Source organism: Mesorhizobium sp. M1307, from assembly GCF_040318155.1.
Taxonomy (GTDB): domain Bacteria; phylum Pseudomonadota; class Alphaproteobacteria; order Rhizobiales; family Rhizobiaceae; genus Mesorhizobium.
Window position 1 is genome coordinate 58,117 of sequence record NZ_JAMYLR010000017.1, and the last position, 23,236, is coordinate 81,352.

Genomic DNA, 23,236 nt, shown 5'->3' on the forward strand with positions numbered 1-23,236 from the left:
GGAGCGATTTGCCATGAGCAGGAATGTTGCTGAACTGATGGTCGAGACACTGGCCGCCGCCGGCGTGAAACGGATCTATGGCGTGGTTGGCGACAGTCTGAACGGGTTTACCGATGCCTTGCGGACCCATGACGAGATCGAATGGATCCACATTCGGCATGAAGAGGTTGCCGCCTTTGCCTCCGCAGGGGAGTCCCAGGTTACCGGGGAACTCGCAGTGTGTGCGGGGTCATGCGGCCCGGGCAATCTGCATCTGATCAATGGTCTGTTTGATGCCCATCGCAGCCGCACGCCGGTACTCGCGATCGCGGCGCAGATTCCGACCGCTGAAATCGGTAGCGGCTATTTCCAGGAAACACATCCGCAGAACCTTTTCGCCGAATGCAGCCACTATTGCGAACTGGTGTCTGATCCGAGCCAGCTGCCATATGTGCTCGAAAATGCCATTCGCGCTGCCGTGGGCATGCGCGGCGTTGCCGTCGTGGTCATTCCCGGCGACGTCGCCCTGCGCGACGCCCCGGCTCACGCTGTCGCCAGCCGGCAAAGTCTGCTGCCGTCTCTGCCCCAGGTTTACCCGGCCGATGCCGACATCGAGGCGCTGGCGCAACTGATCGGCGAGGCGCGCAAGGTGACACTGTTCGGCGGTCGCGGTTGTGCCGGCGCCCATGCGCCGCTGATGGCGCTGGCCGAGGCCCTGAAAGCGCCAATCGTCCATGCCCTGGGCGGCAAGGAATATGTCGAATACGACAATCCCCATGACGTGGGAATGACCGGGTTCATCGGCTTTGCCTCGGGCTATGAGGCCATGCACGATTGCGACCTGCTGGTCATGCTGGGGACCGACTTCCCCTACAAGCAATTCCTGCCGTCTACATGCAAAATAGCCCAGGTCGATATTCGACCCGAGAACCTGGGGCGCCGGGTACGTCTCGACGTCGGCGTGGTCGGCGATGTGGGGCTGACGATTGCCGCGCTCTTGCCCCATGTGCCGGCGCGCACAGACCGGGCACATCTGGATAAATCGCTCAAGCGCTACGCCGCTTCACGCAAGGGGCTCGATGATCTGGCCGCGGGCACCGCAGGGCGCGGGCCGATCCATCCGCAATATCTGACCAAGGTGGTCAGTGACCTGGCAGCCGAGGATGCCGTGTTCACCTTCGATGTCGGCACGCCCACCATCTGGGCGGCCCGCTATCTCGAGATGAATGGCCGGCGCCGGCTGGTAGGTTCGCTGGCACATGGTTCGATGGCCAATGCCATGCCGCAAGCCATCGGCATCCAGGCGGCGCAGCCCGGCCGCCAGGTGGTCGCGCTCGCCGGCGACGGTGGCTTCTCGATGCTGATGGGCGACCTGATCACGCTGCGCCAGCAGAATCTGCCGGTCAAGATCATCATCCTCAACAATGGCGTACTGGGCTTTGTCGCCATGGAAATGAAAGCGGGCGGGTTTCTCGAAACCGGTGTGTCGCTGGATAATCCCGACTTTGCCGCCATGGCACGGGCCATGGGCATCCATGCCATCCGCGTCGAGGATTCGGGCGAGTTGCCCGGTGCAGTCGCCGACATTCTGGCCCATGACGGACCGGCCCTGCTTGATGTCGTCAGCGCCACACAGGAGCTGTCCATGCCGCCCACGATCACCAGCGCCGAAATGAAGGGCTTCGGCCTGTGGATGATCCGCGCCGTGATGAGCGGTCGCGGCGATGAGGTGATCGATCTCGCCGCCACCAATCTGCTGCCCCGCTAGGAAATGACCTCTTCTGAAGAGAAGTCCGCTGCGGGCCTATCGGACATGGGCTTCGTCCTTAATCACCCCGAGGTCTTTTTGCCTCGCCCTGTTGCGCGACATCGCTCGTGAGCTGGATTTGAGCTTGACCAGCATCGTACACCACTTCGGGACGAAGTTTGAACTCCTCGAAGCCGTGCTTGAGCGTGCGGACAAGACCGATGGCAACGAGATGTTCGATTTTGGCGCTGCCCGCGCGCAGTACGGAGTCGCACATGCCACCCTGGAGCGGGCCCGCTCGGGCCTCGAACGCCCAGGAATACTCAGGCTGTTCGCAATCCTGTCGGCCGAGTCGTCCGCACCCGAGCATCCCGCACATGACTGGTTTGTCGAGCGATGTCGCCGCAAGACCGAGGAGCTCGCCGCGGCATTCGCCTTCGACCAAGCGAAGGGCCGTGTTGACCGCGCTCGTGACCCCCATCTGCTTAGTCGATTGCTTATCGGCGCCTGGGACGGAATTCAAAGGCACTGCCCGGCAATCCTTATAACGGCCACACGCTGGCAAGCGTCATCCCCGATATGGAAAAGACCATCCGCGGCTCCCCCTCAGGCCGTTCGTGGTAGAGCGAATTGAGGGTCCAACAGACCCAGAAATCCTTTTCGACATTGCCCACCGGAGCTCCGATCCGATTGGCCGTGGCGAGGAACACGTCGAGCCGGTCACGTGGGGATGCCGCGATGATTTGGCGGTAAGCATCAGTACTCATGGCTTCGCCTCGTGCGGGTCCGCGCTCAGGATTTCGCGGAGGAACTCCTGCATCCAGATCGGCACGGCGGAGAGGCCGGCGCGCAGATCCTCGCGTATGGCCTCGCCGTGCCTGGGGTCGGCAAACAGGCGGCGCAACGTCGCCTGGATACGCTTGCGTTCGCCCTTCTGGGCCAGCAGGCCTTGCATCCAATGCAAGGCCTGGACGACCCGCATCCCCGGCCGATCCGCCCAATAGAGGCGGCTAGGGGCAGCGTATTTGAAGTGGATTTCCTGCGTGCCGAGTTTGATTGGCTTCAACCGCGCATCGACCAGTACTTCTATTCGGGCGGGGACGGCGGTCGTCAGGCCGAGGTCGTTGGCGGCCGTCATACCATCGATGACGGCGCGCGCCCGATCGCGGCGCGTGACGGCGCGGATTACAGCGCGGTAATCCGGTACGGTGGCGCGGCCAGTCAGGTTGTTCGTGCGCGGCCGGTCATAGAGGCCTCGGTCGATCCGGCGCAGCTCCCCGGCGGCTGTCAGGCGCTGCAGGGTTTTGTCCACGGCGGCGCGCGCGCCGAGATCGGCGAAGTCGCCGGGGGTCCAGACCTCGTCGGGTTTGGACTGAATGCGGGCAAGCAGGCGCGAGCGAAGATCGGTATCGGGCTCAACTATGGGCATGTCCGAAATATGCTACAAGTTTCGGACACTCCGCGGGGCCCAAAACTCCAAAATTGGAACTCGCATTTTCGCATTGAAGTATATGGCCCTATGGCCCGCGCTCTGGACTATCCGAGAGCCTCGAATGCCTCCTTCCGCAGGGGCACGACATTGTCCCGGTTGACTCTTAACCAAGACGAGAACAAATGTAGAACATATAACAGGCTTTCCGCGTTTCAAGGGTCAGATGAGTGTATCGGCGCCCCCTGCTGCCATTTCCGACCTTCGAGAACGCATCGCGCGCCTCGAAGGCGGAAATGCACGCGAGCGTACGGTTTTGCCGTTCGGAGTGGCCGCGATTGACAGGGTTCTGCCGGGAGGGGGATTGGCTTTTGGCGGTCTGCACGAGGTCGCAGGCGGTGGCAATGGCGCCGTCGATGGCGCAGCCGCGGCACTCTTCGCTGCCGGTATTGCCGCGCGCACGGTGGGCAAGGTGCTGTGGTGCGTTACCCGGCCCGATCTTTTCGCGCCTGCAATCGAACAGGCCGGCCTTCCTCCGGGACGGGTAATCTATGTCGAAGCCGGCGACGAAAAATCCGTTCTCGCCTGTTTCGAAGAGGGTCTTCGCGGAGGTTTTGGCGCTGTCGTTGCCGAGATTGCCCGGCTTTCGATGACGGCCTCACGGCGGCTTCAGCTTGCCGCCGAAAGCTCCGGCGCCATCGGCATCGCCATTCGCCGCTGGCGTCGGCAGACGGAGGCAACTGATTTTGGGCAGCCAACCGCCGCCGAGACACGCTGGCGGGTGTCGGTCCTGCCGTCGACACCATTGCCGGTGCCGGGGATTGGACGGGCGCGCTGGCACGTTGAACTGATCCGATGCCGTGCAGGAGAGAGTGCAGATTTCATAGTGGAGGCTTGCGATGCCAAGGGTCGTATCGCTCTTCCTTCCGATGTGGCCGACAGACCGCTTCAGAAGGAAATCGGGCGCCGCCGCGCCTCCGCCTGAGACGCCGCTCGTCCTCATCGGCCGTGACGGGCGCCGCCGTGTCGTGCTTGCCGCTGATGCTGCAGCCCACGCAGCGGGCCTGCGCATCGGCATTCCGGCGAGCAAGGCGCAGGCGCTGGTCCCGGGCCTGATCGTCCATGATGCCGAGCCCGATGCCGACGCCATGGCGCTCGAGCGGTTGGCGCTGTGGGCGCTACGCCGCTATGCGCCGATCGTCGCTGCCGATGCGCCGGACGGCATTGTGATCGATACGACCGGCGCCGACCATCTGCACGGCGGCGAGGCGGCAATGCTCACCGATATGGTGAAGCGACTTGGCGGCTCCGGTCTAGCCGCGCGTGCCGCGGTCGCTGATACCTGGGGTGCAGCCCACGCGCTGGCGCGCTTTGGCACGCGGCAGATCCTTGCGGTTCCATCTGGTGAGATCGCACAGGCGATCCAGCCTTTGCCGATCGCGGCGCTTCGCTTACCCGCCGTGACGATCGATGGTCTGCGTCGGCTCGGCTTCGAGACAATTGCGGACCTCGCCGCTACGCCACGCGCGTCGCTCGCCTTGCGTTTCGGACCGGAACCCGGTCGCCGCCTCGACCAGGCGTTTGGGAGAGTGAGCGAACCGATCGAGCCGATCCGGCCGGAGGAGATCGTCGAGGTACGCCGCAATTTTGCCGAACCGATCGGCGCGGCAGAAACCATCGCGCGCTATACCGGCAAGCTGGTCGCCGAACTGTGCGCCTCACTCGAGACGCAAGGGCTTGGCGCACGCCGGCTCGATCTTCTGTTTTTCCGTGTCGATAACCGCGTCGAGGCGATCCGTATCGGCACTGCAATGCCGGTGCGTGACACGAAGCGCTTGACCCGGCTTCTCACAGATAAAATAGAAACTATCGATCCAGGGTTCGGCATCGAGCTGATGCGGCTTGCCGCGACCGTTGCCGAGCCGCTGCGGGCCAAGCAGATGATTTCCGCACTCGCCGAGGCGCCGGAGCCGGACGTCTCGGATGTGATCGACATCCTCGCCAACCGCGTCGGCGAGGACCGGCTCTATCGCTTCGCCCCGGTGCAGAGCGACGTTCCCGAACGCTCCGTTCAGCGCATTGCCCCGATGGCGCCTGATACCGGCGAGGGCTGGCCTGGCCATTGGCCGCGACCGTCGCGGCTGCTGCCGCGGCCGGAACCGATCGAGACGGTAGCACTTCTTCCCGACCATCCGCCCGTGACCTTTACCTGGCGCGGCGTCCGCCGGCGCGTGAAACGGGCAGACGGCCCGGAACGCGTCTTCGGGGAATGGTGGAAGCGCGACGCCGAGCTCGCGGCGGTGAGGGATTATTTCCAGGTCGAGGACGAGAACGGCGAGCGCTACTGGGTCTACCGCGCCGGCGACGGCGAGGACGCCGCGACCGGATCGCACAAATGGTTCATGCACGGGATCTTCGGATGACTGGCGGAACCCGATATGCCGAGTTGCAGGTCACCTCGCATTTCTCCTTCCTGCGTGGGGCATCGTCCTGCGACGAGCTGTTTGCGCAGGCCGCGCTGCTCGGCGTCGAAGCGCTCGCTGTCGTCGACCGCAATTCGCTTGCCGGCATAGTCCGCGCCCACGAAGCGGCGAAAACCACAGGCGTCCGGCTAATCGTCGGCTGCCGTCTCGATCTCGCCGACAGCATGTCGGTCCTTGTCTATCCGACCGACCGACCGGCCTATTCGCGTCTCTGTCGGCTGCTGTCACTCGGCAAGGGTCGGGCCGGAAAAGCCAAGTGTCATCTCGAATGGGCTGATGTCGTTGCCTATGGCGAAGGACTGATCGCGGTCCTGGTGCCGGACGAAGCCGATGATCTTTGCGCCGTCCGGCTGCGGCGGCTGCGCGAGGCTTTCGGCGATCGCGCCTATCTGGCGCTCACCTTGCGCAGGCGTCCGAACGACCAGCTCCGGCTTTACGAGCTGGCTAACCTGGCGGCCGCGATGGGGGTGCCCACCGTCGTCACCAACGATGTGCTTTTCCACGAGCCGGCCCGCCGCATGATGCAGGATGTAGTCACCTGCATTCGCCATAACGTCACCATCGATGACGCCGGCTTCCGGCGCGAACGTCATGCCGACCGCTATCTCAAACCGGGCGATGAAATGGCGCGGCTGTTCAGCAATTATCCCGAGGCCCTGGCGTGCACGATCGCCATCGCCGGCCGCTGCCGGTTCTCGCTCGACGAGCTCGCCTATCAATACCCCGAGGAAAAAACGATGCCGGGCCTCACGGCGCAGCAGGCGCTGGAAAAACTGACCTGGGAAGGTGCGGCCCGCCGTTACCCCGAGGGCTTGCCCGACAAAGTGATCAAGATCCTGAAGCACGAGCTGCGGCTGATCCAGACGCTCAAATATGCGCCGTACTTCCTGACGGTAAACTCCATCGTTCGCTTCGCCCGCAGCCAGGACATCCTCTGCCAGGGCCGCGGCTCGGCCGCCAATTCAGCGGTCTGCTATGTGCTCGGCATCACCTCCATCGATCCCGAACGCAACAACCTCCTGTTTGAGAGGTTCGTTTCGCAGGAACGGCGCGAGCCGCCCGACATCGAAGTCGATTTCGAGCATGAACGGCGCGAGATCGTCATGCAGTGGGTTTACGAGACCTACGGTCGCGATCACGCAGCATTGTGCTCCACGGTTATTCGCTATCGCACCAAAGGTGCTGTCCGCGATGTCGGCAAGGCGCTCGGCCTGCCCGAGGACATGACCAAACTTCTGTCCTCGCAGGTCTGGGGCCATGGCGAAGCGGTCGATGAGCAGCGCGCCGGCGAGCTCAATCTCAATCTCGGCGATCGCCGGCTGCGGCTGACCCTTGAACTCGCCGAGCAACTTGCCGGCACGCCGCGTCATCTCTCGCAGCATCCGGGCGGCTTTGTCCTGACCCATGATCGCCTTGACGACCTCGTGCCGATCGAGCCGGCGGCAATGAAGGACCGCCAGGTGGTGGAATGGGACAAGGACGATATAGACGCTCTCAAATTCATGAAGGTGGATGTCCTGGCCTTGGGCATGCTCACCTGCATGAAGCGGTCATTCGATCTCCTGTCCGAGCACAAGGGCATCGCTCTCGACCTGGCGACGATCCCGGCCGAGGATCCGCGCACTTATGCGATGATCCGCAAAGCCGATACGCTCGGCGTGTTCCAGATCGAATCCCGCGCGCAGATGTCGATGCTGCCGCGCATGAAGCCCCGGACATTCTACGACCTGGTCATCGAGGTCGCGATCGTTCGGCCGGGGCCGATCCAGGGCGACATGGTCCATCCCTATCTTCGCCGGCGCGATGGGACGGAAGAGGTGACGTTTCCGACACCAGAGCTCGAGCGCGTTCTCGGCAAGACGCTCGGCGTGCCGCTGTTTCAGGAGCAGGCGATGCAGGTGTCCATGGTCTGCGCCGGCTTTTCCGCCGGCGAGGCCGACCAGCTGCGCCGCGCGATGGCCACCTTCAAGCACACCGGCGGCGTCTCGAAGTTCCGTGACAAGCTCGTCAACGGCATGATCGCCAACGGCTATACGCCGGAGTTTGCCGAAAAGACCTTTTCGCAATTGGAGGGGTTCGGCAGCTACGGCTTTCCCGAAAGCCACGCCGCCTCCTTTGCGCTGATCGCCTACGCGTCCTCCTGGATGAAGTGCTGGCATCCGGATGTCTTCTGCGCCGCACTTCTGAATTCGCAGCCGATGGGTTTTTATCTGCCGGCCCAGATCGTGCGCGACGCACGCGATCATGGCGTCGAGGTGCGGCCGGTCTGCGTCAATGCCAGCCGCTGGGATTGCACGCTCGAGCCGACCGATGTGGAAGATCGCTTCGCTGTCCGCCTCGGCCTGCGCATGGTGAAGGGTCTCGCCAATGATGACGCGGCCGCTATCGTCGCGGCGCGGGCCGATGAACCCTTCGCCTCGGTAGACGATCTGTGGCGCCGCGCCGGCGTGCCGGCGGCGTCGCTTGTGCAGCTCGCCGAGGCCGACGCATTTCTGCCGGATCTGAACCTTGCCCGCCGCGATGCGCTCTGGGCGATTAAGGCGCTACGCGATGAACCTTTGCCGCTGTTCGCGGCCGCCACGTCCCATGAACAGAAAACGGTGCCTGAGATCCACGAGCCTGTCATCACGCTCAGGCCTATGACGGCCGGGCGCGAAGTGGTCGAGGATTACGGTCATGTCGGGCTGACCTTGCGCAGCCACCCTATGTCGTTCCTGCGTGCCGATCTTCGTCGCCGTCGCATCGTAACCTGTCAGCAGGCCATGCAGGCGCGAGACAGAAGCTGGGTCCAGGCCGCCGGCCTGGTGCTGGTCCGGCAGCGGCCGGGCTCGGCCAAAGGCGTGATGTTCCTCACCATGGAGGACGAGACGGGCGCCGCCAACGTCGTCGTCTGGGTCAAGGTGTTCGAGAAATTCCGGCGCGTGCTTCTTTCGTCGGCCATGCTCGGCGTGCGTGGCCGCATCCAGCGCGAAGGCGAGGTGGTGCATCTTGTCGCTCACGAGCTGACCGATCTGTCGGCCGAGCTGGCCAGCGTGGGAAGTCGCGAGACGCCGTTTCCATTGCCGCACGGCCGCGGTGACGAGGCCCATCACGGTGGATCGGGGATCGATCCCCGCGGCATGCCGAAAGCGCGCGATATCGTAGATCCCTACGAGCACATCGACCGCATCAAGGTGAAGACGCGGGATTTCCGATAGAAGCTGCAGCGGATATACCGTCATCATGTGGTAGTCTGGCCCGCATGACGACGCTTTACCTCAATTGGCGCGGAAGACGGTGAAACCCACAAAGCCGAACAAAACGCAGCCGCCGAAACGGATCGAGCCTCAGCTGACGCGCCTGGTCGACGAAGCGCCCAACGGCCCCGATTGGCTTCACGAGATCAAGTACGACGGATACCGCATGCACGCGCGGATCGACCGCAGCGACATCCGCTTGCTCACCCGCACCGGCCTCGATTGGTCGCACCGCTATCAAGCGACGATAGCGGCCCTGCGCGCGCTACCGGTGAAAGACGCATATGTCGACGGGGAGCTGTGCGCCGTTCGGGCCGACGGTGTTACCTCCTTCAGCCGCCTGCAGGCCGCTATGGACGAGGGCCGCACGGGCGATCTTGCCTTCTTTGCTTTCGATCTTCTGTTCCTGAACGGAGAAAGCATTGCGAAGCTGCCGCTCATCGACCGCAAGGCGCGGCTGGAAGGCCTCTTTTCGACCGACATGCCCGGCCTGCGCTTCAGCGATCATGTGATCGGCGACGGGCCTGCGTTCCGCAAGCACGCCTGCCGGCTTGCACTCGAGGGCGCTATCTCAAAGCGGATCGACAGCGCCTATGCATCCGGCAATCGCGGGCTATGGGTCAAGTCAAAGTGTCTCAACAGAGAGGAATTCATCGTCGTCGGCTGGACCGATCCGACTGGAACCCGGCCGCACATCGGCTCGCTGCTTCTCGGCTACTATACCGATGGTGGTCGTCTGATGTACGCGGGCCGCGCCGGCACGGGCATCACGGTTGCAGAGCTCAAGCGATTGGCTCGCCGGCTTGAACCACTTCAGGCAGCTCGAATGCCCCTCGATGCCCCACCGCCACGTGAGAGCCGGTTCGGCTCGCCGCTTGAGCTGTCGCGCGTCCATTGGGTCAGGCCTGAAGTGGTGGTCGAGGTCACCTATCTCACCTGGACGGAAGACAATCTCCTGCGCCAGGTTTCGTACCAAGGCGAGCGGCAGGACAAGCCGGCCCGGCAGGTGGTGCGTTCCGTACCCCATCCCTGATCGGCATCGGTCGCCGATCGCTTCATTTCATCCGACTTGCTCTATCTGCAGCGTGCCGGGTGGAAGGGACTTGATCAGTGACTTGGCCGACACCGAAGGGTCGAGCCAATCCGCCCACTCGCTGCGATCGAGGATGACGATCTGCCGGTCGTGGAAGGGCGCGATGTCGGGTCCTGGCTCCATCTTCAGCATGGTGAATGCCTCGCCGACCTCAGGCGTTTCGCGCCAGATGCCTGCGATGCAGAAGATCGGCTCCTCCTTCTTTGTGAAGAGCCACTTGTCCTTGCCCTTCTTCTTGGGGCCTTCCGGATCGGTGAACTCGTAGAAGCCGTCCGCCACGATGAGGCACCGGTTCGACGAGAACTCCCGGCCCTCTGAACGGAAATTATAGACGGGCCCTTGTTCGGTCCGGGCCAGCTCCAGCGCCGCTGCACCAAGTCGGCCGAGCACGCCCTCGATCGTCCTGATGATCGGCGCCATGTCGGCCGACCCTGGGCCCATATCGCGCTCACCGGCGACTATCTCTGGAACGAAATTGACCGACCCCTCAAACGCTTCCGATTCGCGCGAACCGCTTCAATCCAAACAACTTCAAATTCCCTTAGCGAGTATTATTGCAGAAATCCCCACGGAGCCCCTATTGGGGCCGTCTGCGAGTCCTTATGCTCCTCCTCGAAGCGGATCGGCAGCCACACGCCGACGTCGGCATGGCTCAGTGCAACAACGTTCACGGAGGACGACATGTGTAGGATGATCATGGCAGTGCTAGGTCTGCTGCTCGCTAGCTTGCCGGCCACGGCGCGGGTCGTCCCATTCCCGCCAGGCTTCAAGACGCAATCGATCGAAACCAACGGCACGAGCCTTAATGTCCGCATCGGGGGACAGGGCCCCGCCGTCGTGCTGCTACACGGCTTCGGCGACAGTGGCGACATGTGGGCGCCTGTTGCGACAAAGTTGATGCAAGATCACACCGTAATCGTGCCAGACCTGCGTGGCATGGGACTTTCCGCCCATCCCGACACCGGTTACACAAAGAAAAACCAGGCCGTCGACATTGCCGGTATCCTCGACCATCTGAAGATCGAGAAGGCCGACCTCGTCACCCACGATATCGGCAACATGGTGGGTTACGCTTTCGTCGCCCAGTATCGCGATCGAGTCACCCGCTGGGTTGTGATCGATGCGCCGCTGCCGGGCATCGGTGATTGGGACAACATCATCCGCCTGCCGTTGCTGTGGCATTTCAACTTTCGTGGTCCCGACATGGAGCGGCTGGTAGCAGGGCGCGAGCGTATCTATCTCGACCGTTTCTGGAACGAGTTGTCAGCCAATCCGAAGGCCATCGACGAAGCAACGCGCAAGCACTACTCCGTACTTTACGCGCGACCTCACGCCATGCACGACGCCTTCGAGCAATTCGCCGCATTTAACCAGGATGCAGCGGACAACAAGGAGTTTTTGGCGAAGGGCGGCAAAGTCTCGATGCCGGTGCTAGCCGTTGGCGCTGAAAAGTCTTTCGGCACGGCCCAGGCAGACGATCTACGCTATGTCGCGACCCATGTGACTGTTGGGATCGTACCGGGCTCCGGTCACTGGATCATGGAGGAAAACCCGGACGCCACGGTCAAGCTCATCACGGACTTCCTCTCCAAGTAGCCTATCCATGCCCGCTAAGGCCGGCGCGCAAACCCGATGGAGAGCTACAATGACCAGCCAGCCCATGCTGGCCAGGGCATCTTCTGACGCCGAGCAATTGTGTCGTCCTGAGCATCGACTACTGGCCGATCCAAGGTGGCGTCCGTTGCGTTGATGGATCGGCGGAGGCTGGTGTCCAATATCGTTGCTGTGGCGAAATCGCGAAACTCCACAGCGCGATCGCTGGAGCATCTTTTGGGCGCCGTGCAAGGAAGTCGTCGAGGCTCATCCAGTCGACGGGCTTTGCTGTAGCGCCGATGATCGCCAGCCAGCTGAGCAACGGCCTGGTCAGGGTACCCAAAAGCTACGGCCTGCCAGAGTTACCAGAAGCGGAGTTCAGGCTATTTGCCGCATCGAACGGCCATACCGTCCTCAAAGAACTGGCGGAGGCCATCATGAACGCCGTTCCTCGAAGGCATGCTGGCGAGGAGTGATCCTGAACTCGCACCAACTTCTGCTTTATGGCTAGTCCCGAATGTCAGAAATGTCCGACGGCGCGGGCCGTCGATTGAACCATCCGCAAACGTTCGACCTGCATTCCAATCGAGTGCTTGTTCAAGAGGCGCCCGTCGAAACCACATTGGTGCCGGTGATTGGCCAACGTGAGCAAGTCTGTCTGAAGATCTGATGGTCATCGAGGGTCGGCGAGAAGGTTGAGTCCGAAGACCTTCCAAACCTTCGGTGTGAAATCCAGCGACGAAATAATCGAAATCAATTCGCCGCGCCACATGAGTCCGGGCTAGGCGCGTTCCGGATCATCGCGCCGATCAGTCCCGAGCAAACCGGACGGATCTGGGCGGCGGCCAAAACTGACCGGTGATGAGTGTGGTGCGAGACTTAGCCGACCGGGAATTGGGGCTGTAGAGACAGCCATTGTGCTGTCCGAGCGAGCAGGATCGACCTATCCCGCTTCTCCTGCCGCAACAGAAGCGTCGTTTGACCGGAGCGGCTCGTTTCCCATTTTCCGATCGTTTGTGGGAAAAGGGCGGCTGTATTGCCGGCACTCTGTAAGCCGTTCCAACGTTAAAATTGTCGGCTTGCTTCCCGCCTCGCGACTGCGGAGTGGTCGTTTCATCGATCGAGTCGCGTGATGCACCGGCAGTTAATCTCCCCGCCAGGGCAAAAGAGGGGCTCCAGGGTCGGCGATGGGCCGCCGCCTTTATGAAATCTTTATATCGTGGGGCTCCCGCACGAATGGAACCTTTATGCGTATCGACCTACGTTTGGTCATGCGGCGACCCCGGCAGGGAGTGATGCGATGGCCGATGTCAATCCGAGGCTGCAACAGGACATGACATCGTCGCCAGGTGCCGATTCGCTTTTCGGCTTGGCGGATGCTCCCGCCGCGGTGCGCTATCTTGCTTCGTTTGCAATGACCGCCTTCGCGACGGTCGTGGCTGTCGGTGTCGACAGCCAAGTAGCGATCCCGAACATCTCGCTCATATTTGTGGTGCCGGTGATCTTAGGGGCCGTCGGTCTCGGTTTGGGCCCCTCGCTCTCTTCGGCGATACTCGGCGCACTCGCCTACAATTTCTTCCTGACCGAGCCCCGCCACACACTGATCGTCGATGACCCGGCAAACATCTGGGCGATTGGACTGCTTTTCGTCGTCGGACTTGTCGTCAGTGGCGTTGCCTTTACCTCCCGACGCCGCGCAATTGAAGCGGCGCTGCTGAGGAAGCAAGCAACGATGCTGCAAACCTATAGTCGCGACGTCGCCGGGATCGACAATGCGAAGGCGATCGTCTCGATCACTTGCCACACGCTTGCAGCGCTCTTCCAAGTTCCTGTCGTCGTCATTCTCGTTTTGGACGGCAAAGTGGTTTCCGTCGAGAAAGTCGGCAACATAGCACTCCAGGAAGCGGAAATAGAGGCGGCGCAATCGTCGTTGGCAACGGGACTTGTTGTGAGCGCCGGAGTTTACCCGGCGTTGACCTCGCGATTCGACTTTTGGCCCGTAAAAACGACGGCAGGGGGGCCGCGCGCCGCCATCGGGCTCGCATTCGACCCCGATGAACATCCTGCGGCGCCTTCGACATCAGTCGATATCGTGGGTCGCTTCCTGGCGCTGGCCCTTGATCGTCAACATTTCCGGCATGCTCGACCGTAAACACCCGGGAACGCGAAAGTCAGCAAACGGCGCCAGGACAACGACTTCGAAACGTTTGCTCTAACCGGAGGAGCAGGTTCATGAGCAATGCCGATGCAGGCGACGGCGGGGGTGCAGCAGCACAGCCCGCGATGCGTGACATCCACTCTCAGCAGAGCCTGCGAATACTGGTTCTGGGCGCGCTCGGCATTGTTTATGGCGATATTGGAACAAGTCCTCTCTATGCATTCCGCGAGGCCCTGTTTGTTGCTGCATCGGACGGCTCGGTGGCACGTGAGGACGTGCTTGGCATTCTTTCGCTGATCATTTGGGCACTGACACTCATCGTCACGGTGAAATATGTCACGTTTGTTCTTCGGGCGGACAACAAGGGCGAGGGCGGCACGCTCTCCTTGATGTCCCTGGCCGGCAGTAGCCTTCCGGCGCGCTCAGCTGCCATTTTGGTCTTGGGCGTCCTTGGCGCGGCGTTGTTTACGGGCGACTCGATGATCACGCCGGCGATCTCGGTGTTGGCTGCAGTGGAGGGTCTTGAGACCGCTACGCCAGCGCTTGAGCCTTACGTGTTGCCAGTCACACTTGTTATTCTGGCGGGGCTTTTCTCCGTGCAACGATTCGGGACCGGCACTATTGGAGGCGTTTTCGGGCCAATTACGTTCGCATGGTTTGTCGCGTTAGGGGTTTCTGGAGTAAGCCACATCGTCACCAATCCTGGGGTATTGTGGGCTGTCAATCCCTATTACGCCGTCCATTATCTCGCGACCAATCCAGCACTTGCGCTGGGTACAATCGGTGCTGTTTTCCTGGCTGTGACTGGCGCAGAGGCGCTTTACGTCGATCTCGGCCACTTTGGTCGCAGACCGATTGTGGTGGCTTGGCTGTGGATCGTGTTCCCGTGCCTCCTGCTCAACTACATTGGGCAGGGCGCCTTTGTTTTGACCCGCACCGAACTGCCGCAGAATGTTTTCTTCGACATGCAGCCTCGCTGGGCGCTGGTGCCGATGGTCGCCTTGGCCACCGCCGCTACGATCATCGCCAGTCAGGCTGTCATTTCCGGGGCGTTTTCGCTGGTGCGCCAAGCTGTCCAGCTGAATCTTCTGCCGCGATTCAGCATCCTGCACACATCCGAGACGCAAGAGGGCCAAATCTATCTTCCGCGGGTCAATTGGTTGCTCGGCATTGGCGTCATGATGCTGGTGCTCGGGTTCCAGAAGTCGGGCAATCTCGCCTCAGCCTACGGCATCTCCGTCACCGGCCAGATGGTGGTCACCGACCTGATTCTCTTCATTGTTATGCGCCGAATCTGGACCTGGTCTCTCACTGTTGCCCTTTCGGCGTCGGCACTCTTCCTGATCGTGGACTTGGTATTCCTCGGCTCCAACATCATTAAGGTGATCGAAGGAGGCTGGGTTACGCTGACCATTGCTCTGGTGATGTGCCTCATTATCTGGACCTGGATCCGCGGCAGCCGCTATTTGTTCGACAAGACCCGCCGGAACGAGATCCCGCTGGATTTCCTTGCCGGCAATCTGCTGAAGAAGAAGCCGCATCTGGTGTCGGGCACCGCGGTGTTCCTGACCAGCGATCCGCTGAGCGCGCCGACCGCGCTGATGCACAGCCTCAAGCACTACAAGGTGCTGCACGAGCAGAACGTCATCCTTTCGGTGGTGACGGCGCCGCAGCCTGTCGTGCCCGACAGCGAGCGCGTCAAGATGGAGACCGTCAACGAGCTGTTCATGCGGGTGACGCTGACCTTCGGCTATATGGAGCAGCCCAACATCCCGCGCGCGCTGGCGATCTGCCGCAAGCAGGGCTGGAAGTTCGACATCATGTCGACATCCTTCTTCCTGTCGCGGCGCTCGCTCAAGGCATCGCCCAATTCCGGCATGCCGGTCTGGCAGGACAAGCTGTTCATCGGGCTGGCGCGCTCGGCGGCCGATGCGACGGAATATTTCCAGATCCCGACCGGCCGTGTTGTCGAGATCGGCACGCAGGTGGTGATCTGATCCGACTGGGTTGCTCCGTTAAACCTGCTTCTGGCGCAAGCAGCCCTTACGAACGTGTGCTAGACTAAGGGTGGCGAGCGGAAGCGATCAAACGAACACGTCGGCCACGATCAGGACGATGCCGAACCATGCGGCAATCCAACATATCGTCCGCACGCCTGGACGTGCGAAGGCATAGGCGGGAACATAAACGAGCCGGGCGATGACGAACAACCAGGCTCCGACGACCGACAGCGATCCTGACGCATGAGCTGCGTGCACGAGGAACAGCGCGGCGACGAACTGCGGAAATATTTCAAGCAGGTTGCGATGGGCTCGAACGAAGCGGCCGCTGATTCCAGTTACCTCACGCGGTTCGTCGCGCGGTCCCGCGACCCAGGACCCCCCAAGCTGACGCAGTGTTAGAACACTCGCAATGGTGAGCTGAATACTCGCCAGCAACAGGGCCGCAAGCAAGGCCCAGAGGTCGCCCGTCATCACTGCCGTATCCGCTCCACTATATTGACGAGCCGGCCATTGCATCAGGCCCGAGGCTCGACCCAAGGCGCTCACCAACCATGGCGAGCCGTCGTCCGAACGGCCGCTTTTTCCGCTTCGATCTGAGCCTGGGAAGTCGACGTTAGCTCAGGCAGCAGCACAGGATAAACCACTCCCTGGTGGGCAATGTCCAGAGCTTGGTGACCGCGTCCAAGCTCAAGCGCGCGGTCTTCTTCCACGAGCGTGGCGAAATCCGCGATCGTTCAGGCTCACACCGCCCAAGTCTACAATCTCGTACCGTCGGACACGATCGAGGAACGCATCTTTCTTCTCTTGGATGACAAGCTCGCCGACGCTGATGACTCTTGAGATCAAGCGAATCATCGTATGAGGCGCCCATTTTTGCAGGCGTTCCTGCTCGATGGCATTGATCTGTTCACGAACCAGGCGCAGCCGCACCATGTCGCGGCGGAGTTCCGCCCAAGTACAGCGACGGTGCGGATGAGTCGAGCTTGGTGTCCGCCAAGGATCCGCCTAATGGTCGCCCTTTTGAAGTTCCGCCGTAGCCCCGTCCGCGGCACGTTCTAGCCTCTCCGGCATCGACCGCGACGGCCTTTGGAACTCGCATTGAGCATTTGAGGCCTGCACCGCGCGCCAATGCGGCTTCTCGAACACCGACACGATATAGGTTGTGACCGGCTTATCGATCATCGCTTCCCCCTGTGCAATTTGAAGCCCGCGCCTCTGGCGGAGGACGCGGGCCGATCGGAGGACACCGATCTTCGGCAGGCGATGGAGGGCACCACCTGCCGCAAGCATCAACTATTAGAAATCACTGATGCAGTCGAGCCGGTGGAGATTGTCGGGAACTATCCGCTCATCGTGAATTATGATCGTGGGTGGTCGTGGATGTAGCCGCACACTCCAAGGGTGTCCTGTAAGCCCGCTGTCGAACCGGCAGCGGGCTTTCCTATGGGCGCTTGCCCCTTGGCGCCGGCCCTGCATGGTCTTGGACGCGCTTATATACTCCGCGCAACAAGATAGGCGATCCGATACGCCATGAGTAGCAAAAGAACGAGGATCGTAAATTCGAGAACTGTGCGTGAGGGATAAATTTTCAACGCTCCGACTTCAACCGACGATAATGCAACGTAGTGTCGCTTGGCAGTTAATGATGAGAATGCGGTCGCTTCGGCTAGGTTTGGCAATTAATTGCGAGAATGGGACAGCCCGGATTCTCAATTTAACTGCAATCGCATCAGCGTGAAGATCATGAATTCTTTGAATGTTCATACCCTGTCTTCGGGAAATTCGAGCCCGTTACGTTGCCGACGCTGCTTCTCACATTAAATGCGAATGGCCCGGTATGATTATCAAATTAAGTGCACGTTTTCAAATTAAGTGCACAGCTAACCAACTGAAATGATTGACATGCGATTCTCATAATTAACTGCAAAGGGACATCCCCAGAAATGAGTATTGACTTCGATCTCCGATACAGCGCCGGCAACTGACCAACGCATAGCGGGCTCGTAACGATAAGGACGGTTCTCGCTATTTGAGGACCGCAACGGGTTGGCGAGTCTAGTCTGAGCGATCAAGCCCGCGCTCTGGACGAGCTCCCATCCTCACAGAATGTTCGCCCACCGGGACAAACGTGACGCAACGGAACGGATGGTTCACCCGTAAGGTCTTGGGGCGATTGCGAAAGGAGACCAGCATATGACCTGCGAACGAGACGTCGGCACGCTCGAAGAGCCCGTGACCGTTCTGCTGTCCTCCGGCAAAGTCAGTGTTTCGAGCACCCGCGAAGCCGCCGAAATGCTGCTTTACCGCTGGCCCATTGGAGAAACCGGGCGCCGCATCCAGGCTCGCATGGCGTGCATGAAGGTGCTCGGCGGCGGCAGCGCACCGGAGGTAGCGCGCGTGGCATTTCTCAACGCCGCCAAGGAAGCGAAAATCCTGAACGCTTGACATCTCGTCAATGCGTGCCCCACCACTGTCCATCGTGCATCACTCTTGCAGCGGCCGTTACATTTGTGCAAACATCGTGCGTCGATCATGCGGAGACGCCGACGCGAATGTCGCTGAAGACAATTGCTGCTCTGCGCGCCAATGCCGAAGCCGGCTTCTCGCACCTCGAAGCCCTGGTTGCCGTGAGGGCGCCCTCCGAGTTCCTCGAGCTGCAGGCTGCCTTCTTGCGCAAGCAGGTCGAACTGACCGTAGAGCAGGCCAAGGAATTTCAGGCCGTGACGACCAAGGCTGCCGAAGATATATCCAAGCCAATCAAGGATGTCTTTGAAAAGGCGATGAAGGATCTCAAGGTCGCCTGATTGAGTCTAGGCGATCGGAGATACCCGCAAAACGACGCCCTTCTCCAGCCGCCTTTTTCTTTTGGGCTGACCGGCTATGTGTCTCTTACGTCAGCTTTGGAAGGCGGGCCTCGGTTTTTGATCGCTGGTCGTCTAGCGACGCGTTCATGTCTCTGATGGCATCGATAATTTGCTCCAAGGCTATTCCGAGCTGACTTTGAGCGCGGACTGGCTCGCGCGGCGGAGCTTGCCGTCCAGGGCAACACCTATATGCGAGGTAGCCGAGAACGATCCGGAGCTTAAGCGCGCTATCGAGGCGGCAGAGCAGACCCGAGAGGGGCCGGCAGAAGTGCAGGGCAAAACCCCTGCAAATGTCGATGCCGTGACCGAACAGCAGCGAGATCGTCGCCCCGAGGAGGCCGAGCGCCGGCCGGACGAACCGTCCGACCTGGGTCGACCGTAGATGCTACAAATCGGCTGCAGGATAAGTTAGACAGCGACAAGGAGGCCGCACAACGCGGCAGCGAAACGACGCGGACCGATCCGGCGCAACAGCATATCCCTCGCCTCGAGGAGTTGGGCGCGACGAACTATAAAGAAGGGAACGCGACCGCGACGACCGGGTCCGTTAGAGGACCACGTTCAATCGACAGGTTTACGTTTACCAGAGCAACGACCCGAAAGGTGACGAGGGGTTTGGCAAGCTATCTGTTTCGTTTTCTTCTTGGGCGCACTGCAGGTTGCTTAGGAAACGGTGTCTGGCTGGTACCAAAATTTCATGCAGTGGAGCAGCGAAATGAGTGCGCCCCTGAAGGTGGACAGATATCAGGCTGCTGATTTGCCAGTCTGCCGGATGGGTTGATTCTCGAACTGCTGCGGGCTCAGATATTCGAGCGCCGAATGGAGCCTGCGTTTGTTGTAGACCTCCTCGATGAAGCGGGGACGGTGATCAATGACGTCGTCGAAGGTTTCGAAGGCCATCGGGTAGACCGCCTCGACCTTCAGCGTCTTCATGAAGCTCTCCGCCTTGGCGTTGTCGTAAGGATTGCCTCTGCGGCCCATCGAGCCCGTCAGGCCGTTTGTTTCCAGCGCTTCGCGGTAAATCTGCGCAGCGTATTGGGAGCCCCGATCGGAATGATGAATGCAGCCGGACGGCGGCTGGCGCCGTTCAATGGCCGCCTTCAAGGCTGCCATCGTCAGCCGCGCATCGATCGATCGGCCAATGGCGTAACCGGCGATCATGGCGACCAGGCGTCGAGAATGACTGCGACGTAGACGAAGCGGGTCGGCAGCGCGGCATAGGTTATGTCGGAGACCCAGATCTGGTTCGGGCCGGTTGCAACGATGTCCCTGGCCAGGTTGGGGAAGATCGGGCCATCATGATCGCTGTCGGTGCTGGCCACGAAGCGCCGCCTGATCCTGGGCTGCAGATCATGCTCGTGCATCAGGCGCCGGATCTTCTTGTGGTTCACGACGAGGCCTTGCTGACGCAGCGCAGCACCGACACGGCGATAACCGTAGAACTCGAACTCGTCGCTGATCGAGAACGTTGCCTCGACGATCGCGGTGTCGTCGGCCGGGTTCTCCAGGGGATCGTAGTAGGTGGAGCGCGCGATTCCCATCAACCGGCATCCTTCGGCAACGCTGATGCCGCAGGGCCGGTGATGACGGATGTAATCCCGCTTCTCGGCCGCGGTGCGTTTCTCAGAGTCCCCTTTAGAAACTCAGTTCCAGAGCCTGCTTACCGACCAACCGTTCGAGCGCTGCGATCCGGGCTTCGTATTCCTGGATCAGGTCAGCGGCCTGCGCATCATCGTCGAACGCTCCTTGCTCATATTTGCGCACCCAGATGCGGATCAGGTTGCGCGAGACATCGTGATGCTTAGCCAAGCCGTGCAGCGTCTCGCCGGCGATGAACTCCTGCGCGACCTGGCGTTTGAACTCGATGCTGTGACTGCGGTGCTTTGCCATGGGTTCTCTCTCCGAAAACCCGGAAGGCTGGTCAATCCACACATCCCGATCTGTCCACCCTCAGGGGCGCACTCCAAAATGCCGGCTTTTTTGGCCGGCTTTTGGCCGTTCTGATAGTTGCGGGCCTGCGCCACTCAAGTCTTATCCAAGGATAAGAAAATGGCAGACGAACCGAACCGGAATCCGACCGCTGATGAAATAGCCGGCATGCAGTGGTGGAATTCACTTACCGAGACTGAGCGCGCGGACTGGCTGGCCCGGGCGGATTCGGCAGTGCCTGCCGAGGCTTGGGCAGCATATAAACGTCAAGGAACACTCGATCTACAACCTCCTGGCGGGATCCACTAGAGCGGCTGACAGTCGCTCGCGGGAAGGTGGCCGGCGCCGTTTGGGGGCGTTGGGGTAGATTTGCCTGTTAGGCGCCGGCCAGGCGGGATTGGGGTCTCCCGCCGCAGGAAGAAGCTAACAGAGGCAAGTGAAGTGGGTATGGCGTGATCGCGGAAGGTGGCCCGGAGCACGGCACCGGCCTCTCCGGAAATCGCTTGCTAGTAGCGCCAACCTTGCTTGAATTCGTCGATGAACCATCGCTCGACGTCGTCCCGCACCGAAGTGCTGCTTCGGAATTTCAAGTGGCCCGGCGACTTCTGCTCAAGCCAAGAAAAGAAATCGGAAAATCTTGGATTCTCTGGCTGATGAGGAAGCCCGCGCTCTTCAGCCCATTTTGTGCAAAAGTAGCGAACACCCTGTTCTGCTTCATCCCTAGTCATGACGGGTGATCACCCAAAGGCAAGTCTTCTGTTCCGACACAAAAGCAAGGCGCCGACGACGCTGATGCGTTCGAACGGCAGCGTGCTAGCCATCCGCGTCCCGCCGATCAATTTGAGACGGCAATTGAGACCGACAACCCGCCGAGCTTTACGGCCAAAGGAAGAAAGGAACGTCGGCGGCCCATCTTTCAATGAGCATTGCCTGAACCCACCGACCTGCGGATTGCCAGTGGCCCCGCGATTCGCAGCTTTGCCGGAACAGAGGCGTGCCGTCTAGCAATGTAGGCGTGTACCGTTCCAGGTGCGGAAGTTTCGAGACTTCTGCCTTAAACCCTCTCAGCCATTGCTCCAGATGTGATGTTTTCATGCCATCCTGCGTCACGCGCCAGCGCTCGCGTTGCGCAGCACGAGTGATCTAGGTTAGAGATAGCCCGACGGCTCCTTACGAAAGGTCGCCGCGGATAACCCGAACGTTCAGCTGCCTCAACGCCGGCACGAGTTCGGCATGCCGTTCGAGCGCCGTGGCCCGTCGGGCCTTGAGCCTGCCCGCAACGGCGCGGTCGTAGACCGCCACGCATTCCGCTCCGGTCAGCCGCGAATAGTAAAGGATCCCGTCAACTGCGAACCCGTTAAAGAGAGCCTGGCTCAGCTTCCGGCCTTCCTCCTGTTGTTTGGCACGTGCAGCGTCGGTGCTGATCCCAAGCCGCAGCAGGCCGGTGGTCCGGACGTCGATCGCCGTCAGGGGCGACGTAGCAGAGACTTCGGACACGGCCCAGCCAGCGATTTCCGAGAGATGCAGCATGCGGTAAGATTTTCCCTCGAACCGGTCGCGAATAATCGTCTCGGCGATCGCCGTCGCCAGGTCGCGAGCAATGTAGAGGACCATGAAGGACCGGTCGGGGCTTGCGAAGCGCGATTGTCCGAACCCCATGCCCAATGGAGTAGCTGCGTACTCCTGTCGCATTGCCCGCAGGTAGTGTTGCGGCTGGAACCTAATTGCCAGGTCCGCGACGACTTCGGCGTCAAGCTCCACGATCAGCCGAAATCGAACTCGGCGTCAGCGACGACCTCATCGATGCGCCCAGCCTTGAGTCGGTCGAGCGGAGTTTCGCCGGTGTCGCTCACATGCTGCTGGGTCAGCCACAGCCACGTCGCACGAGGATTCCCGATGATCTTCGTGATCCGGGCCATGTCCTCAACAGGACGACCGTCGACGAATTGGGCGAGCGGAAATACGTGCTTCCGCTCGCCCTTGAGCAGTCCGATCACGGCTCCGCGCCTTTGCCAATCGTGCAGGGTCGAACGCTTCGTCCCGAACATCTTTTCGATCTCGCCGGGACCGGCGACAGGACCAGCCCAATCCTCAAGGCGTGTCGGCGTTGCATATTCAGCGAGGCGCAGCCGGCCCTCTTCAAGATCAAAGACCTTCCCGCGGCCTGCGCCTTGGCTGACCTCCAGGGGCTTTTCGACCTCTACTGGAGCAAGTATCTTACTGGGTCGGGCGAGCTCCGTAACCACATTCTCCACTGCTCTCGCCAGTGCCTGTTCGTGCGCAGCGATCTGGCGCTGCTCGGCAGGGGACAGACGAGACGTTACCGCCGTCAGCGCGGCGACCGCCTTGCCGGCGGCTTTCAGAGCGGACTTGGATATTCCTGGATGCCGTCGCGATAACACATCGAGAATGTCAGCGACCGTCTCACGATCGACCTTTGCATCTGCGCGAACTGCCGCGTTGCGAGCGTTCATATCGACCACCATTGGTACCATATTTCTCGCCCTAGATAGTACGGATTGTGCGAAATGTCCAGATTGTAGTCTGGCAAATTTGCACCTTTGGCTGGTGATCTGGACCCATTCCGGACCTTCCTGACGCCGGATCCCTTTCCCGAAAGGCGGCGTCCACAGAACCAACGCTCATGACCCGAAAAGGACCTCTGACCATCGCATGGCGAATGACCGCTTCGCGCCCGATTTCGGTCATTGACGTAATCTCT

Annotated in this window: 21 protein-coding genes and 2 pseudogenes; 12 read left to right on the forward strand and 11 right to left on the reverse strand. The window is 61.0% G+C overall.

Annotated features, from left to right (window positions below; translation table 11 throughout):
• Window positions 1-13 precede the first annotated feature (13 nt).
• Window positions 14-1,747, forward strand: a complete 1,734-nt coding sequence (gene poxB / locus NKH16_RS19535; protein ID WP_352901215.1) for a ubiquinone-dependent pyruvate dehydrogenase — start codon at window positions 14-16, stop codon at window positions 1,745-1,747.
• Between the two features lie 58 nt (window positions 1,748-1,805).
• Here poxB and NKH16_RS19540 read toward each other — a convergent pair whose 3' ends face one another.
• The 3 genes from NKH16_RS19540 to NKH16_RS19550 are packed head-to-tail and all read right to left on the reverse strand — an operon-like array spanning window position 1,806 to window position 3,155.
• Complete coding sequence (locus NKH16_RS19540; RefSeq protein WP_352901218.1) at window positions 1,806-2,255, reverse strand: hypothetical protein; 450 nt, start codon at window positions 2,253-2,255, stop codon at window positions 1,806-1,808.
• 13 nt (window positions 2,256-2,268) lie between these two features.
• Entirely contained in the window at window positions 2,269-2,493 is a 225-nt protein-coding gene (locus NKH16_RS19545; protein WP_352901220.1) for a hypothetical protein, read from the reverse strand.
• The gene (locus NKH16_RS19550) at window positions 2,490-3,155 is read right to left on the reverse strand and encodes a DUF6088 family protein (protein WP_352901222.1); all 666 of its coding nucleotides are present in this window, start codon (window positions 3,153-3,155) and stop codon (window positions 2,490-2,492) included. The genes NKH16_RS19545 and NKH16_RS19550 overlap by 4 nt, the downstream gene beginning before the upstream one ends.
• 226 nt (window positions 3,156-3,381) lie before the next feature.
• On the opposite strand from NKH16_RS19550, the gene NKH16_RS19555 reads away from it, so the two are divergent.
• The 4 genes from NKH16_RS19555 to ligD all read left to right on the forward strand — a co-directional run bounded on the left by NKH16_RS19555 (window position 3,382) and on the right by ligD (window position 9,907).
• Window positions 3,382-4,140 carry an ImuA family protein gene (locus tag NKH16_RS19555; RefSeq protein ID WP_352901224.1) on the forward strand — a complete coding sequence of 253 codons (759 nt, stop codon included), beginning with the start codon at window positions 3,382-3,384 and terminating at the stop codon, window positions 4,138-4,140.
• Window positions 4,055-5,578: a Y-family DNA polymerase gene (locus NKH16_RS19560; protein WP_352901227.1), complete on the forward strand. Its 1,524-nt coding sequence runs from the start codon at window positions 4,055-4,057 to the stop codon at window positions 5,576-5,578. Before NKH16_RS19555 ends, NKH16_RS19560 begins: the two co-directional genes overlap by 86 nt.
• On the forward strand, window positions 5,575-8,835 hold the full coding sequence (locus NKH16_RS19565; protein WP_352901230.1) for an error-prone DNA polymerase: 3,261 nt from the start codon (window positions 5,575-5,577) through the stop codon (window positions 8,833-8,835). The genes NKH16_RS19560 and NKH16_RS19565 overlap by 4 nt, the downstream gene beginning before the upstream one ends.
• A 79-nt stretch (window positions 8,836-8,914) precedes the next feature.
• Window positions 8,915-9,907, forward strand: coding sequence for a non-homologous end-joining DNA ligase (ligD, locus tag NKH16_RS19570; RefSeq protein WP_352901233.1), 993 nt, complete (start codon window positions 8,915-8,917; stop codon window positions 9,905-9,907).
• A 27-nt stretch (window positions 9,908-9,934) separates the two neighbouring features.
• Here ligD and NKH16_RS19575 read toward each other — a convergent pair.
• Window positions 9,935-10,390: pseudogene (locus NKH16_RS19575) on the reverse strand (SOS response-associated peptidase family protein); the annotation flags it as partial.
• Window positions 10,391-10,648: 258 nt separating this feature from the next.
• Here NKH16_RS19575 and NKH16_RS19580 point away from each other — a divergent pair.
• From NKH16_RS19580 to NKH16_RS19595, 4 genes are all read left to right on the forward strand, one after another.
• Entirely contained in the window at window positions 10,649-11,563 is a 915-nt protein-coding gene (locus NKH16_RS19580) for an alpha/beta fold hydrolase (protein WP_352901236.1), read from the forward strand.
• A 296-nt stretch (window positions 11,564-11,859) separates the two neighbouring features.
• A complete protein-coding gene (locus NKH16_RS19585) occupies window positions 11,860-12,036 on the forward strand; it encodes a hypothetical protein (RefSeq protein WP_352901239.1) in 177 nt (58 codons plus the stop codon).
• An 824-nt stretch (window positions 12,037-12,860) separates the two neighbouring features.
• A complete protein-coding gene (locus NKH16_RS19590; RefSeq protein ID WP_352901242.1) occupies window positions 12,861-13,712 on the forward strand; it encodes a DUF4118 domain-containing protein in 852 nt (283 codons plus the stop codon).
• A gap of 131 nt (window positions 13,713-13,843) precedes the next feature.
• On the forward strand, window positions 13,844-15,715 hold the full coding sequence (locus NKH16_RS19595; RefSeq protein WP_352901308.1) for a potassium transporter Kup: 1,872 nt from the start codon (window positions 13,844-13,846) through the stop codon (window positions 15,713-15,715).
• A gap of 87 nt (window positions 15,716-15,802) precedes the next feature.
• On the opposite strand, the gene NKH16_RS19600 is transcribed toward NKH16_RS19595, so the two are convergent.
• Together NKH16_RS19600 and NKH16_RS19605 are read right to left on the reverse strand one after the other, a co-directional pair.
• The gene (locus NKH16_RS19600) at window positions 15,803-16,192 is read right to left on the reverse strand and encodes an MAPEG family protein (RefSeq protein ID WP_352901245.1); all 390 of its coding nucleotides are present in this window, start codon (window positions 16,190-16,192) and stop codon (window positions 15,803-15,805) included.
• 216 nt (window positions 16,193-16,408) lie between these two features.
• Window positions 16,409-16,654, reverse strand: a complete 246-nt coding sequence (locus tag NKH16_RS19605) for a hypothetical protein (RefSeq protein ID WP_352901248.1) — start codon at window positions 16,652-16,654, stop codon at window positions 16,409-16,411.
• A 1,260-nt stretch (window positions 16,655-17,914) separates the two neighbouring features.
• On the opposite strand from NKH16_RS19605, the gene NKH16_RS19610 reads away from it, so the two are divergent.
• Window positions 17,915-18,166, forward strand: a complete 252-nt coding sequence (locus NKH16_RS19610) for a DUF982 domain-containing protein (RefSeq protein ID WP_352901250.1) — start codon at window positions 17,915-17,917, stop codon at window positions 18,164-18,166.
• A gap of 107 nt (window positions 18,167-18,273) precedes the next feature.
• Window positions 18,274-18,525: pseudogene (locus tag NKH16_RS19615) on the forward strand (phasin family protein); the annotation flags it as partial.
• 804 nt (window positions 18,526-19,329) lie between these two features.
• On the opposite strand, the gene NKH16_RS19620 reads toward NKH16_RS19615, so the two are convergent.
• The 3 genes from NKH16_RS19620 to NKH16_RS19630 form a co-directional block, all read right to left on the reverse strand.
• The gene (locus tag NKH16_RS19620; protein WP_352509699.1) at window positions 19,330-19,746 is read right to left on the reverse strand and encodes an integrase core domain-containing protein; all 417 of its coding nucleotides are present in this window, start codon (window positions 19,744-19,746) and stop codon (window positions 19,330-19,332) included.
• Entirely contained in the window at window positions 19,743-20,126 is a 384-nt protein-coding gene (locus NKH16_RS19625; protein WP_352509700.1) for an IS3 family transposase, read from the reverse strand. The genes NKH16_RS19620 and NKH16_RS19625 overlap by 4 nt, the downstream gene beginning before the upstream one ends.
• A 94-nt stretch (window positions 20,127-20,220) precedes the next feature.
• Window positions 20,221-20,475: a transposase gene (locus tag NKH16_RS19630; RefSeq protein WP_352509701.1), complete on the reverse strand. Its 255-nt coding sequence runs from the start codon at window positions 20,473-20,475 to the stop codon at window positions 20,221-20,223.
• A 491-nt stretch (window positions 20,476-20,966) separates the two neighbouring features.
• On the opposite strand from NKH16_RS19630, the gene NKH16_RS19635 reads away from it, so the two are divergent.
• Window positions 20,967-21,251, forward strand: coding sequence for a hypothetical protein (locus NKH16_RS19635; protein WP_352453834.1), 285 nt, complete (start codon window positions 20,967-20,969; stop codon window positions 21,249-21,251).
• A 433-nt stretch (window positions 21,252-21,684) separates the two neighbouring features.
• Here the strand turns inward: NKH16_RS19635 and NKH16_RS19640 are convergent, their stop codons facing one another.
• Together NKH16_RS19640 and NKH16_RS19645 are read right to left on the reverse strand one after the other, a co-directional pair.
• Window positions 21,685-22,206: an RES family NAD+ phosphorylase gene (locus NKH16_RS19640; RefSeq protein WP_352901311.1), complete on the reverse strand. Its 522-nt coding sequence runs from the start codon at window positions 22,204-22,206 to the stop codon at window positions 21,685-21,687.
• A gap of 71 nt (window positions 22,207-22,277) precedes the next feature.
• Complete coding sequence (locus tag NKH16_RS19645) at window positions 22,278-23,000, reverse strand: antitoxin Xre/MbcA/ParS-like domain-containing protein (RefSeq protein ID WP_352901256.1); 723 nt, start codon at window positions 22,998-23,000, stop codon at window positions 22,278-22,280.
• Window positions 23,001-23,236: the final 236 nt, after the last annotated feature.

Bases quoted from the DNA above. Each gene is read 5' to 3' on its own strand.
- NKH16_RS19595 (WP_352901308.1), top strand. From the start codon at position 13,844: ATGCGTGACATCCACTCTCAGCAGAGCCTGCGAATACTGGTTCTGGGC.
- NKH16_RS19620 (WP_352509699.1), bottom strand. From the start codon at position 19,746: ATGATCGCCGGTTACGCCATTGGCCGATCGATCGATGCGCGGCTGACG.
- NKH16_RS19545 (WP_352901220.1), bottom strand. From the start codon at position 2,493: ATGAGTACTGATGCTTACCGCCAAATCATCGCGGCATCCCCACGTGAC.
- NKH16_RS19610 (WP_352901250.1), top strand. From the start codon at position 17,915: ATGACCTGCGAACGAGACGTCGGCACGCTCGAAGAGCCCGTGACCGTT.
- NKH16_RS19645 (WP_352901256.1), bottom strand. From the start codon at position 23,000: ATGGTGGTCGATATGAACGCTCGCAACGCGGCAGTTCGCGCAGATGCA.
- NKH16_RS19590 (WP_352901242.1), top strand. From the start codon at position 12,861: ATGGCCGATGTCAATCCGAGGCTGCAACAGGACATGACATCGTCGCCA.
- poxB (WP_352901215.1), top strand. From the start codon at position 14: ATGAGCAGGAATGTTGCTGAACTGATGGTCGAGACACTGGCCGCCGCC.
- NKH16_RS19605 (WP_352901248.1), bottom strand. From the start codon at position 16,654: ATGGTGCGGCTGCGCCTGGTTCGTGAACAGATCAATGCCATCGAGCAG.
- NKH16_RS19640 (WP_352901311.1), bottom strand. From the start codon at position 22,206: ATGCGACAGGAGTACGCAGCTACTCCATTGGGCATGGGGTTCGGACAA.
- NKH16_RS19600 (WP_352901245.1), bottom strand. From the start codon at position 16,192: ATGACGGGCGACCTCTGGGCCTTGCTTGCGGCCCTGTTGCTGGCGAGT.
- NKH16_RS19585 (WP_352901239.1), top strand. From the start codon at position 11,860: ATGATCGCCAGCCAGCTGAGCAACGGCCTGGTCAGGGTACCCAAAAGC.
- NKH16_RS19580 (WP_352901236.1), top strand. From the start codon at position 10,649: ATGTGTAGGATGATCATGGCAGTGCTAGGTCTGCTGCTCGCTAGCTTG.
- NKH16_RS19550 (WP_352901222.1), bottom strand. From the start codon at position 3,155: ATGCCCATAGTTGAGCCCGATACCGATCTTCGCTCGCGCCTGCTTGCC.
- NKH16_RS19630 (WP_352509701.1), bottom strand. From the start codon at position 20,475: ATGGCAAAGCACCGCAGTCACAGCATCGAGTTCAAACGCCAGGTCGCG.
- NKH16_RS19560 (WP_352901227.1), top strand. From the start codon at position 4,055: ATGCCAAGGGTCGTATCGCTCTTCCTTCCGATGTGGCCGACAGACCGC.
- NKH16_RS19625 (WP_352509700.1), bottom strand. From the start codon at position 20,126: ATGGGAATCGCGCGCTCCACCTACTACGATCCCCTGGAGAACCCGGCC.
- NKH16_RS19565 (WP_352901230.1), top strand. From the start codon at position 5,575: ATGACTGGCGGAACCCGATATGCCGAGTTGCAGGTCACCTCGCATTTC.
- NKH16_RS19555 (WP_352901224.1), top strand. From the start codon at position 3,382: ATGAGTGTATCGGCGCCCCCTGCTGCCATTTCCGACCTTCGAGAACGC.